A 12,978-nucleotide genomic window follows, 5' to 3' on the forward strand; every position below is an offset into this window, starting at 1 on the left:
GTTTTTTAGAGTCAAACGGTTACTGATTTTGCAAATTAACATACAAAAAATTGCACACCTTGCGGTATTTATTTAGCACACTCAAAGATTGAAAAATAAAAATACAAGGATTGGTTTTGCAGGCAAAACACGTGCTAAGTGGATTAGCATTGATTGTGTTGGCTTCCATTTGCGGTGTGCTCATCGCGATTTGGGTGTTTAAACACTTTAATATCTATATTCCACTCGAAAATCAAAGCGTTAGTATTGATTTACAAGAACCTTTACAAGCAGAAGTGAAAATACACGATGCACTCAATGTCGATGTTTCTGGACGAGTGAATGCATCTATTCCGATGCAAGAACAGTTGCAAATTCCACTCACGCAAACACTTACACCGCGAGTGTATTTTGATAATCAGGTGCCTATTCAAACGACGATTCCTGTTCGTGAAGTACTCAAAATTAATCAAAACATGCCCATCAATACCAAAGTTCAAGTTCGGGTTTTAGGAAAGGATATCACTTTACCTTTAAAGGGAAATATTCCGATTCAACTCGATGTACCTATTAATATGGACGTTCCTTTGGCGCAAAAAGTTCATTTAAAATTTGATGCTCCAGTCAAAACACAGCTGAAAGAAAATTTAAATATTCCTTTAAATACGAAAATACAAGCCAATATCCCCATTGATGGCCATTTGAATGTACCCATTTCAACGGCACTTAAAGCCACGGTCGATGTGCAAAATACTTTACCTGTCAAAATTAAGCAGGGTGAACTGGTTATTCCGCTCAAAGATATGAAATTGGCACGCCAAGCTCCTCAGTCAACAGGAGAATAGTGCATGGATCGACGCTATTCCGTGAAGTATTGGCTATATGGTTTTATTGCGATTACCAGTTTGGTGGCACTGCTGTTTTGGATTTATTTAAATGTACAGGCATCTTTACAGGTAAAAGCAAAGCAAGCGAATATTCAATTATCACATTCATTGCCTACAATTATTCATGTGGGTAATTATTTACAGGCGCATGCGCGTGGCACTTTAGATACTCAAATAGATTTAAAGCGACAAATGGATTTGCCATTGAAAGGCAAATATTTAGCAGACTTACAATTTACAGTAGAAGTGCCAATTCAAGTTGATTTGGACTATCAAACACAATTGAAAATTCGGCAAAATATGCCTTTGGAAACCACAACAGACTTAATTTATCAAAATAGATTGTTGCCGAAATTTCCTTTAAAACTAGACATTCCTATTCATTTAGATGTGCCATTTCATTTGCAACGTCAGTATCAGATTCCCGTTAAAATTATGTTTAATGGTCCTGTGTATTTTGATTTTAATGAGTCTGTTCGTTTGAATGTAGATCATCAATTTAAACCAAAGCTACAATTAAATGATCCAATTACACTACAAAATATTGCGGCCTTTCGTGCGACGATGTACAACACTGAACGCGATACTCAGGCTAATTTAGATATGCAAATGAACTTAGCATTGAAAAATATTCACCCATAATAAAATAAAAAGCCTAACCTCATTGATTGCTCAATGGGGTAGGCTATGTGTGATTTACACAGTGTAGTTATGCTTCAAGTCATTTATTTTATTTAAATAAGGCCTCTACTTGGGATTGTATGGTTGTGGTTTTGCGACCAATCAATTGTTCCAAATCAGTACGGTCACTAAACATTGCACCATGTGCAGTTTCAACATCAGCTTCAGTAATTAAATTGACCACAGGCTCTGGCAAGCCAGCTTGTGTAAGGCCTTGTGCAAAGCTTTCTGCATCAATTTCTAAATATTGCACAGGTTTAGATGCGGCATGTGCAATATAAGTTGCTAAGTCAGTTTTAGTGAAGCTTTGTGAGCCAGCTAATTCATAGGTTTTTTGCTCATGCCCTTGAGTTGTTAAAACTTCGGCTGCAGCTTCGGCATAATCTGCACGTGATGCTGAGCTAATCGGACCATTTTTTGTGGCGCTAAAGAGTTTGCCAGATGCTACATTGTGCTCAACGCCAGCAAGATAGTTTTCGTTATACCAATTATTGCGTAACAAGGTATAGCGCAGACCACTGGCTTGAATCAGTGCTTCAGTCTCACGGTGTTCTTGTGCTAAGCCCAAAGGTGAGATGTCAGCACGTAATAGACTGGTATAAGCAATATAAGGAACCTGTGCCAATTGAGCTGCTTCAATCACTGCTTTATGCTGTGGTGTGCGACGGCCAACTTCATTGGCAGAAATGAGTAATAATTTGTCGATCCCTTGTAGCGCTGGAGCTAAGCTTTCAGGGACATCATAATCAAAATGACGTAGTTCAACACCTTGCTCAGCTAAAGCAGTTGCTTTTTTTTGGTCACGTACTAAAGCCACAATTTGATTCGCGCTGACGCGTTTTAATAAAGCTTGAATAACCAATTGACCGAGTTGACCTGTTGCACCTGTGATTGCAATTTTCATCTATAAACCCTCATGTTTTTGTATGAAAAATAAACTTGATGCATAAATAGTAATCTGTTAACTTACTAAATGTAAGTACGTACCAAAAAGTAAGTTTATTACCAGCAGGAGAGATTTGATGGCTAACTACGCTTCAAGTAAATTATTAGGTCAAGTTTTATCCACAGATTGTCCATCACGTGACATTTTGGAGCACTTAACCAATAAATGGTCGGTGTTAGTCTTGCGTTGTTTAAATGATGGCGTGCATCGCTTTAGTGAACTTAAACAACGGATAGAAGGCATTAGCGAAAAGATGCTGGCACAGACGCTGAAAATGCTCGAAAACGATGGCTTTATTCTACGGACTGTTTATCCAGTTGTGCCACCGAAGGTCGAATACCAACTGACTATTACAGGTTCACAAGCAGCTGAAAAATTACTGTATTTGATTGGTTGGATTGAAACAAAATTACCGGATATTTTGGAGAATAAAGCAACTGTTTCTAAAGTATCTTAGTCTGTATGGCAACGATACGTACTGGGTAAAAACATCCAATTTGAAATTAAAATAGCGAATAAATTCAGGGCTTCGAGAACTTAGAGGCATGTAGTCATGGTTGCGATTGAGCAACCATAGAATATGTGTTTTGAGTATACGACGCTAATTTAATACCGCTGTGTTTACATGTATCCGCTTTACTCGGTATCCGTGGTTGAGGTGCGTTGCATCGTTTTAAAATCAAGGCGATCGATGATTAAAATCCCAAGAGCAAAGAGGAATGCGCAGCTTACACAGCCGAACCAGCCCCAATGTTGCCATGCATATACGGCAGTTAGAGAACCTAAGGTAGCACCCGAAAAGTAAATGGTCATATACACAGCATTAATACGTGAACGTGCAGTTGGATTAATACGATAGACTAAATTTTGGTTCAGGACATGAAATGCGGTTAGACCAAAGTAGCTCATCAGTACGCCCAAGGCGTATGCCACAATATTCAATTGGGCAAAGGCCAATGGTAGGCAAGACAGTAGCATGAGACTGATGCAGATCAGTGCGACTTTATTTTCTTTACCTAAGCCAACCGTACGCCCAGACCAGCTGGATGAATAAATACCGATGATGCCTAGTAAGCCAAACAAACCAATTTGAAAATCTGAAAATTCATAAGGCGGGTTGGCTAGTACAAAGGTCATTGATGTAAAAACCATGGATAAAATGGCAAAACCTAAAGCTCCCGCACAGGCACGTCGAATTAAATGCGGTTCCGACTTCGCAAGCTCAAATAAGGATTGATAAATTTTTGCAATGTTTAATTGCGTGTTGGCTTGGGTGTTAGGCAACTTATGCCACATGAGCATGGCAAATAAAAGCGTGACGATACCACTACTTAAATACACCATATTCCATGACCAAAAGGTCGAAACAAAACCTGCAAATGTGCGCGATAAAATAATTCCCATGACCAAGCCACTCATGAGTTTGCCGACTGTAGCAGCACTTTGAGCGGGTGAGCTAATACTCGATGCAAAAGGAATTAAAATTTGTGCTGAGATTGCGCCAAAAGTAGCGCAAAGGGTAAAGCTATACAGCCAAATCAGCGTTGTACTCAACGATAAAAGTATTTGTGAAAGGCCCGCAAACACCATTAGGCAAACAATGAGTTTTCTTTTGTTGAGCAAATCACCCAAAGGTACAAGGAGCATCAGTCCTAAGCCATAGCCAACTTGAGCCAGTACCACAGACAAGCCCGCTTGGTCCGTACTGATTTTGAGGGTGTACTGAATAGAATAAATAAGAGGCTGATTAAAATAAGCTGATCCCGCACAAAGACCACAGGCTAAAGCCATGAGTAGTACAAATTGAGAAGACAGCTCAGTTTGAGCAAAATTGTTTGATTGATGATGCATCACTCATCCCTATGACAGCATCACGGCACTATATCGGGCGCAATCTTTGAACACAAATAAGTAAAAGCTATAGCATGATTTGTAAAATGAATAAATCCGAAAATATAAGCAAAATAGACATTCATAATGGCAAAACAACCAGCGATTTTGGGGTCAAATTGAGTGCTTCATTAAAAATACTCAGCGAATGCTGAATAATACTATTCGAGAAATTCATTAAAATATGGCAGAATAGGCGGTTTTAAAGTTTTTAGAGGATTGGCAAGATGCGCTTTGTTGATGAAGCAGTCATTACCGTAGAGGCTGGCGACGGTGGCAATGGCGTAGCCAGTTTTCGCCGTGAAAAATTCGTACCATTTGGTGGTCCAGATGGTGGTGATGGTGGTCGAGGCGGTAGCATTTATATTCAAGCTGACGACGACACAAGCACACTCGTAGATTATCGTTATACCCGTAAATACCAAGCTGAGCGTGGTAAAAATGGTTCAGGCGCAAACTGTGCTGGCCGCGGCGGTGAATCCGTCGTACTAACAGTTCCAGTAGGAACAACAATTGTAGATACAGATTCTGGTGACATCATTGCTGACTTAGTTGAAGACGGCCAAAAAGTGATTGTTGCTCGCGGTGGTGATGGTGGTTTAGGTAATACACACTTCAAATCATCAACTAACCGTACACCACGTCAATGCACACATGGTAATAAAGGCGAATTCCGTGAAGTTCGTCTTGAGTTAAAAGTGTTGGCAGACGTTGGTTTGTTGGGTATGCCGAATGCAGGTAAATCTACATTTATTCGTGCAGTATCAGCGGCGAAGCCAAAAGTTGCAGACTATCCGTTTACAACAATGATTCCAAACCTAGGTGTGGTCGATGCAGATAGCCACCGTTCATTTGTAATGGCCGATATTCCAGGTCTGATTGAAGGTGCAGCAGAAGGTGCAGGCTTAGGTATTCGCTTCTTGAAGCATTTGGCTCGTACACGTATTTTATTGCACATTGTCGATGTTCAGCCTATTGATGGTTCTGATCCTGTACATAATGCAAAAGCAATTTTGGGTGAACTATTAAAGTTCTCTCCAACACTGTCAAAACTTCCAGTGGTATTGGTGCTCAATAAATTAGACCAACTTCCAGAAGAAAGCCGTGAAGAGTGGTGTAACCACATTCTTGAAGAATTGCAATGGACAGGCCCAGTATTTAAAACTTCAGGTTTGACCCGTGAAGGGACAAAAGATGTTGTGTATTACTTAATGGATCAAATCGAGCAGCAACAAGAACGCGAGCTTGAAGACCCTGAATATGCAGCAGAAATGAAAGCATTCCGTGATCAGCTTGAAGCTGAAACACGTGAACAAACCATCGCTGCCAAAGAAGCGTATCGTGAGATGCGTCGTCAGCAACGTCTTGCCGGTATTTTGGGTGAAGACGATGACGAAGAAGATGATGGCGAAGATCAAGCAGAGTCGTATTACGTACGTTAAGCTCTATAATTAAGAGTAACTGAGGACAAGATGATAGAAGTGGTAGATGGACAGCGTCAGCTTAAGGATTGCAAAAGAATCGTTGTTAAAATCGGATCTTCTTTACTCACAGCAAACGGAAAAGGTTTAGATCTAGAGGCAATCTCGCATTGGGCGGGGCAAATTGCAGATCTACACAATGCAGGGCACGAGATTATTCTGGTGTCTTCTGGTGCTGTGGCTGAAGGCATGGTTCGAATGAATCTAGACAGCCGACCCACAGATCTACCCAGTCTTCAGGCGTGTGCAGCCATTGGTCAAATGGGTTTAATTCATACGTGGTCTAGTGTATTAGAACAACGTTTTATTCGAACTGCGCAAGTGCTTTTAACCCATGATGACCTTGCAGATCGTCGTCGTTATTTAAACTCTTGTGATGCTTTGCAAAACTTGATCGACTGGCGTGTGATTCCAGTGATCAATGAAAATGACACAGTATCTACAGACGAAATCCGTTTTGGTGATAACGATACCTTGGCAGCTATGGTTGCGGGTCAGGTTCATGCAGACCTTTTGGTGATCCTAACGGACCAAGAAGGCATGTTTGATTCAGACCCACGTTCAAATCCTCATGCAAAACTGTTCCATACTGTACGTGCTATGGATGAGACCCTGTTTGATATGGCTGGTGGCGGTGGTAAGTTTGGTCGTGGCGGTATGCTAACCAAAGTTCGTGCTGCGCGTTTGGCTGCTAAATCAGGTTGTCCGACTGTTATTGCAAGTGGCGATAGCGATCATGTACTTTCACGCGTAATGTCGGGTGAGTTATTGGGCACGTTATTTATTACCGATAATGACCGTGTCACAGCACACCAGCAATGGTTGGCAGCACATTTGCAAACTGCAGGCCGTTTGGTGATTGACGATGGTGCTGTAAAAGCTATTCGTGATAATCACCGTAGTTTATTGCCAGTCGGGGTAAAAGCCGTTGAGGGGCATTTTGAGCGCGGTGATGTGGTGGAATGTGTGGATACACATGGCCATCGTATTGCAGTAGGGCGTGTGAATTTTAGTTCGCGTTCTGCAGAAATCGTAAAGGGCTTAGCTTCCGATAAAGTGCATCAAGTCCTTGGCGAAGCACGCTCACTGGAAATGATTCATCGCAATCATATGGCAATTTACTAATTGGCATAAAAAAACAGCTCTTAGGAGCTGTTTTTTTTGCATTCAAAATCATGATTTACGGCAGTAATATTAAATATATTTAGCACGATTTTAAAAAAGATTTATTTAATAAGGCCTTTTTCAATCAAAGGGCGAAATAATTTTTGATAGATATTCATCACCCACATCATGATTTGATCTTTATATTTATTCCATACTTTTAGGCCAGAATAGTTCACCAGCCAAGCAATAAAGAAACCGCCTAACATATCAATTGGGAAATGTACGCCTACATAAACCCGTGACCAAGCCACGAGCCATGCCACAGCAATTAAAAAACGCCCAATGTCTCGACGCTCAGAGAAGTAATAAGAAAAGGCAATGGCACTAAAAATACTCATGTGATTGCTTGGGAAAGAGCCCGTAGGTGAGTGTTCAATTAGAGTTTGGCCAACGTCCATGACAAAGGGACGAGGAGTATTGAAAACTAAGGAGAGCGTTTCACCTAGTGCTAGGGTAATTGCGGTAAAAATAAATGCTTTTAAAATAGATTTTTTAGTTTCGAAGCTACCGCGTAACCAACAAAAAATAAAAATGAAAAGCATGAGGTAAATAAGATCATGTGCAACAAAAATAGCATAGTTCATCATGCCATTAGAGGCTTGATCAGGCACATTAAGTATCTGATACAGCCATAAATTTAAGTGTTCGATTGAAATTGGCATATTAAAAAAATAAAGAAAAAATATGCGACAAAATTTAGCAAATTTATGCAAAAACTATGTAATAAAAATGCAAAAAATGAAGAGACTATTTCAAATGAAATTTAGCCCGCAGTTTGAAGCTACGGGCTAAAAAATTTATCTCATATTCAAGTTTTTGAATGCAGGAGATGTATATAAATGACGAGGCTATTTCAATTGAATGCTACCTGATGCATTCACGCTAATTTTAAATTCGCCTCCAGCCATTTGCTGATCTGCAATTTCGAGCGGGGCAGACGCGGCTTTCATCATGGCCATACGTGGTACAGGTTGATTCGAGTAATTGCTGGTATTTAAGTTAAGGTTAACTAGGTTGTAGCCACCTTTATTCCAAGCCTGAGCTAAAGTTTGAGCACGTTGCTGAAAGTTTTTAGAGGCTTCTACCACCAGTTCATTTTCAACTTTTTTACGCTGTGCATCGGAGACTGTAAAGTTGATGGATTGGGTTTGGAAGTTTTGTTGTAACTCACTAATTAACTGACTTGCACTTTTGAAGTCTGTACTTTCAATACGGATTTCGGCACGGCCACGCCATTCTTTTAATTTCTGATTGTCATTGTCATAAATTGGGTATGTGCTTTGTGAGCCTGTTTCAATTTTGACACTTGGATATTTTTTAGCAGTTTGTACTGCTTGGGACATAAGTTGGTTAATTTGATTGGCCAATTCAGTCGGTTGTTTGTTGGATTTTTCAATATACAACACAGCATTCATTTCATCATTTGTGACTTGACGCGTCGCTTCGGCCTGAATATTAATCACATTGTAATTCATGCTTTCGCTGGTTTGAGCAAAGGCTGTAGTGCTTAATGCTAAACCCAGTAGAAGGGCGCTATAAGAAAAGGTACGCATAATTTAACCTTTTGTATAAAATTCAATCTTTAAGAGTTATTTCAGATAATAAGCCCGAATCATGGTTTATTTTAGAAAATATTGTGATGACTTTGTAAAAATATATATCTATTTTAAATGGTTTGATATTTAAAAAATATATTGAAAACAAAGTGTTGTTTGGATTGAAATGGCAAAGCTTGCTCTTGTTGATGGTGGCTTTAAAAAACAACGAAAACATACTATTTTCTTTCGTCTGTCACAATGTAAGATGATAATTCATTCTAACGGTCGGATTGATCCCTTTTTTCAATTAGGAAACTAGATATTTGGTTCGAAAAGTTATTTATTTTCTTGAAAAAGTCTGTATCATCCGCCTCCTAGTTAGCCCATACTCAAAGAGTTTTTTTAAGCTAACTAGAAACTCATAAAGCACCGAGTCAAAGGACCGCAAGTCACCCGACTTATTTCTTTCAACCCATATCAGAGATGGTAATTCGATATGAGCGTTTCTTCTGTAAACCCTGCCGCTAATTCTACTAACGAATACTATTTGACTCGCCAAAGCCAGATGGAATCCAATGTTCGTAGCTATCCGCGTAAACTTCCACTTGCGATAGCAAAAGCTTTAGGCTGTTGGGTTACTGATGTTGAAGGTACAGAGTACCTCGATTGTTTAGCTGGGGCAGGAACATTGGCACTAGGCCATAACCATCCTGCGGTAATTCAAAGTATCCACGATACACTTGCAAGTGGTCTCCCATTGCATACTTTGGATTTAACAACGCCTTTAAAAGATGCATTTACTGAAGCATTACTTGAGCAATTACCTGGTGGTAAAGAAGAGTACTGCTTACAGTTCTGTGGCCCATCTGGTGCAGATGGTACAGAAGCAGCAATTAAATTAGCAAAAACTTACACTGGTCGTAGTTCAGTAATTAGCTTCTCAGGTGGTTACCATGGTATGACTCACGGTTCTTTAGCAATGACAGGTAACTTGTCTGCGAAGAATGCTGTGAATGGCTTAATGCCAGGTGTTCAATTTATGCCGTATCCGCATGAATACCGTTGCCCATTAGGCATTGGTGGTGAAGCGGGTGTAGACGCATTAACGTATTATTTCGAAAACTTCATTGAAGACGTAGAAAGTGGTGTAACTAAGCCAGCAGCTGTAATCTTGGAAGCAATCCAAGGTGAAGGCGGTGTAGTGACTGCACCTGTAAAATGGTTAAAGAAAATCCGCGAAGTGACTGAAAAGCACAACATCGTGTTAATTCTTGATGAAGTACAAGCAGGCTTTGCACGTTCAGGTAAAATGTTTGCCTTTGAACATGCAGGTATTGAGCCAGACGTCGTTGTAATGTCTAAAGCAGTAGGTGGTAGCTTACCACTTGCAGTATTAGGTATTAAACGTAAGTTTGACGCATGGCAACCAGCGGGTCATACGGGCACATTCCGTGGTAACCAACTTGCTATGGGTACTGGTCTTGCAACAATCAAAACCATCAAAGAACAAAACTTGGCTCAAAACGCGCAAGAGCGTGGCGACTTCTTACAAGCTGAAATTAAAAAATTAGCGGTAGAATTCCCATGTATCGGTAACGTACGTGGCCGTGGTTTGATGATTGGTGTTGAAATTGTTGATGAACGTCAAAAAGCAGATCACATGGGTTCTTTACCAGGTGATTCTCAATTGGCAGCAGCAATTCAAGCAGCATGTTTCAACAACAAATTGTTGTTAGAAAAAGGTGGTCGTAACGGTACTGTAATTCGTTTACTTTGCCCATTGATCATTAACCAAGCTGAATGTGAAGAAGTGATCGTTCGCTTCAAGAAAGCACTTGCTGAAGCACTAGTTGCAACTCGAGGCGCATAAGTCATGGTAGATTTTGCAGAACATCGTAAAGCGTTATTCTGCAATGATGCACAATCCATTGCTGACTATCAGTCAGCAATGGGCGAAGCGGTTAAAGCCGTTTCTGCATGGTTGCAAAATGACAAAATGTACACCGGCGGTAGCATTAAAGAGCTTCGTAGTGCAATTGCGTTCAACCCTTCAAAAGAAGGTATGGGCGTTCAAAAATCACTAGACCGTATGGTTGAGCTTTTCTTAAATAAAAGCTTAAAAGTACATCACCCGCATTCTTTAGCGCATTTGCATTGCCCAACAATGGTAACAAGCCAAATCGCTGAAGTGTTAATTAACGCGACTAACCAATCTATGGACTCTTGGGATCAAAGCCCTGCTGGTTCATTGATGGAAGTTCAGTTAATTGACTGGCTTCGCCAAAAAGTTGGCTATGGTGCAGGTCAAGCAGGTGTATTCACCTCTGGCGGTACGCAGTCTAACTTGATGGGCGTTTTGCTTGCACGTGATGCATGTATTGCTAAAAACTGGAAAGACGAAAACGGTAACCCGTGGTCTGTTCAGCGTGATGGCGTACCTGCGGAAGCAATGCGTAACGTAAAAGTGATCTGTTCTGAAAATGCACATTTCTCTGTGCAAAAGAACATGGCCATGATGGGTATGGGTTTCCAATCTGTTGTCACTGTTCCTGTAGATGCAAATGCACGCATGGACATGGACGCGCTTGAGAAAACCATGGCGCACCTTCGCGCGACGGGCAAAATCGTAGCATGTGTAGTTGCAACTGCGGGTACAACCGATGCAGGCGCAATTGACCCATTGAAAGAAGTGCGTGCGATCACCAGCAAATATGGCGCGTGGATGCATATCGACGCAGCATGGGGCGGTGCACTGATTCTTTCAAATGACTATCGTTCAATGTTAGACGGTATTGAACTGTCTGACTCGGTAACGCTTGATTTCCATAAGCATTACTTCCAAACGATTTCATGTGGCGCATTCTTGCTTAAAGATGAAGCGAACTATCGTTTCATGCATTATGAAGCTGAGTACTTAAACTCTGCTTATGATGAAGAGCATGGCGTTCCGAACTTAGTATCTAAGTCACTTCAAACAACTCGCCGTTTCGATGCGTTGAAGTTGTGGATGACAGTTGAAGCGCTAGGTGAAGAGCTTTATGGTTCGATGATCGATCACGGTGTAGGGCTTACACGTGATGTTGCAGATTATATTACTGCAACTGACGGTCTAGAAATGCTGGTTGATCCTCAATTTGCATCGGTATTGTTCCGTGTAGTGCCAGCAGGCTACCCAGCTGAATTGTTAGATACATTGAACCAAAACGTAGCAGACGAATTGTTTGCGCGTGGTGAAGCGAATATTGGTGTAACTAAAGTAGGTCAGGTTCAATCTTTGAAAATGACGACTTTAAGCCCAGTAGCGACGTTAGACAACGTGAAGAATTTGCTTGCTCTTGTGCTTGCAGAAGCGGATCGTATCAAAGGCCCAATCGCTGATGGTACATATACACCTGCAATTGACTAATCATCATTTTGTAGTTGTAGAAGAAGGAGCTCATTTGAGCTCCTTTTTTATTGCCTTCTAATCGAATTTTTGGGATAAATATTTCTTTGTAATGTGTAGTGGGGACTTACTTTTCAGGGATGAAAAGTAACAAAAATCCTTTGCAGCACTGAAGGGATGTCCTATCCCTCAGTGCTGCCTAGCGGCCTCCATGCCGCTTGTCATGTGATTTGATACCCTAAAGAAAATATTGCTGATACAATTATTTATTAATGTAAAATATTAAAAAATAGCATTTTTTCTAAAACTTATATTGAAATGAATATCACTAAATTTATGCAAAAACTAAATAAGCCATTTGAGCCAATAACCACATTAATTATTATTTATTTTGTATTGTTAGCTGTATCAATCGCTTTATATGCGCTTATTCAAATATTCTTTAAGAAAGACACGGCTACAGCATCAAGTCTTTTAGGTTGGTCAGCAACAATGTTTGCGACAATTGCACTACTCTATACTGTTAATATCTGGAAAGATCAAAAGCAGAGTGAGGTAATTGCGTATGAAGCGAAATTATTCTTTGTTGATTTGAATTTATTAAAGAATGTAATCAATATTTTTATAACTAAAAATGATTTAGTTTCAGAAGAGGAGTTTCAAAACCAGGTTAAGGTGTTTGGATATCTAACAAAAAATGTTGATGAAAAAATTAAACTTTTGGATATGCAGTTAATTTGTGATAACAATTCAATAATTTTAAAATATATTGATTATAGAGATAAGATTTGGAAAAACCTCAATATTAAAAGTACCAATCATGGTGGGCTTCCGATGTTTTTGATATCGTTTCAAACAGAGGTAAAAAATCTTAAAGATTTTGAAGACATTATTGATAAATTAATAACATTAAGTGTGGAATTAGCTTTGTATAAACAGACAAAAAAATTTTAGTAAGTGGTATTGGGTGGTGTAATACTATATTAATAAGAAAGTTTTGACTTAGTCAGTTACTCAAAATTGA

12 protein-coding genes are annotated in these 12,978 nt (G+C 39.9%); 8 read left to right on the forward strand and 4 right to left on the reverse strand.

The genetic code is table 11. The annotated features are described in order from the left end of the window. Positions 1–116: 116 nt before the first annotated feature. A complete protein-coding gene (locus HYG93_RS06920; RefSeq protein ID WP_120366192.1) occupies positions 117–824 on the forward strand; it encodes an MFS transporter in 708 nt (235 codons plus the stop codon). 3 nt (positions 825–827) lie between these two features. Further along, positions 828–1,508 (forward strand): hypothetical protein, encoded by a 681-nt coding sequence (locus tag HYG93_RS06925; protein ID WP_178962109.1) that lies wholly within the window; start codon positions 828–830, stop codon positions 1,506–1,508. An 88-nt stretch (positions 1,509–1,596) separates the two neighbouring features. On the opposite strand, the gene HYG93_RS06930 is transcribed toward HYG93_RS06925, so the two are convergent. Further along, complete coding sequence (locus HYG93_RS06930; RefSeq protein ID WP_120365984.1) at positions 1,597–2,451, reverse strand: SDR family oxidoreductase; 855 nt, start codon at positions 2,449–2,451, stop codon at positions 1,597–1,599. A gap of 118 nt (positions 2,452–2,569) precedes the next feature. Here HYG93_RS06930 and HYG93_RS06935 point away from each other — a divergent pair, with 118 nt between their 5' ends. Beyond that, entirely contained in the window at positions 2,570–2,950 is a 381-nt protein-coding gene (locus HYG93_RS06935) for a helix-turn-helix domain-containing protein (RefSeq protein WP_120364325.1), read from the forward strand. Positions 2,951–3,129: 179 nt separating this feature from the next. Here the strand turns inward: HYG93_RS06935 and HYG93_RS06940 are convergent, their stop codons facing one another. After that, on the reverse strand, positions 3,130–4,344 hold the full coding sequence (locus tag HYG93_RS06940; RefSeq protein WP_120365983.1) for an MFS transporter: 1,215 nt from the start codon (positions 4,342–4,344) through the stop codon (positions 3,130–3,132). A gap of 266 nt (positions 4,345–4,610) precedes the next feature. Between HYG93_RS06940 and cgtA the strand changes: the two genes are divergently transcribed. Beyond that, on the forward strand, positions 4,611–5,825 hold the full coding sequence (gene cgtA, locus HYG93_RS06945) for an Obg family GTPase CgtA (protein ID WP_106984679.1): 1,215 nt from the start codon (positions 4,611–4,613) through the stop codon (positions 5,823–5,825). Between the two features lie 30 nt (positions 5,826–5,855). Beyond that, on the forward strand, positions 5,856–6,989 hold the full coding sequence (gene proB / locus HYG93_RS06950; RefSeq protein WP_120365982.1) for a glutamate 5-kinase: 1,134 nt from the start codon (positions 5,856–5,858) through the stop codon (positions 6,987–6,989). A gap of 101 nt (positions 6,990–7,090) precedes the next feature. On the opposite strand, the gene HYG93_RS06955 is transcribed toward proB, so the two are convergent. Together HYG93_RS06955 and HYG93_RS06960 are read right to left on the reverse strand one after the other, a co-directional pair. Continuing rightward, positions 7,091–7,687: an undecaprenyl-diphosphatase gene (locus HYG93_RS06955; RefSeq protein WP_106984746.1), complete on the reverse strand. Its 597-nt coding sequence runs from the start codon at positions 7,685–7,687 to the stop codon at positions 7,091–7,093. A gap of 192 nt (positions 7,688–7,879) precedes the next feature. Further along, positions 7,880–8,584 carry an SIMPL domain-containing protein gene (locus HYG93_RS06960; RefSeq protein ID WP_120365981.1) on the reverse strand — a complete coding sequence of 235 codons (705 nt, stop codon included), beginning with the start codon at positions 8,582–8,584 and terminating at the stop codon, positions 7,880–7,882. A gap of 481 nt (positions 8,585–9,065) precedes the next feature. Here HYG93_RS06960 and HYG93_RS06965 point away from each other — a divergent pair, with 481 nt between their 5' ends. The 3 genes from HYG93_RS06965 (at position 9,066) to HYG93_RS06975 (ending at position 12,908) form a co-directional block, all read left to right on the forward strand. Then, entirely contained in the window at positions 9,066–10,439 is a 1,374-nt protein-coding gene (locus tag HYG93_RS06965) for a diaminobutyrate--2-oxoglutarate transaminase (protein ID WP_120364322.1), read from the forward strand. A gap of 3 nt (positions 10,440–10,442) precedes the next feature. Further along, on the forward strand, positions 10,443–11,975 hold the full coding sequence (locus HYG93_RS06970) for an aspartate aminotransferase family protein (RefSeq protein WP_121594433.1): 1,533 nt from the start codon (positions 10,443–10,445) through the stop codon (positions 11,973–11,975). Between the two features lie 315 nt (positions 11,976–12,290). Further along, complete coding sequence (locus HYG93_RS06975; protein ID WP_178962111.1) at positions 12,291–12,908, forward strand: hypothetical protein; 618 nt, start codon at positions 12,291–12,293, stop codon at positions 12,906–12,908. Positions 12,909–12,978: the final 70 nt, after the last annotated feature.

The sequence above is a fragment of the Acinetobacter sp. SwsAc6 genome, from assembly GCF_013391565.1.
Classification (GTDB): domain Bacteria; phylum Pseudomonadota; class Gammaproteobacteria; order Pseudomonadales; family Moraxellaceae; genus Acinetobacter; species Acinetobacter cumulans.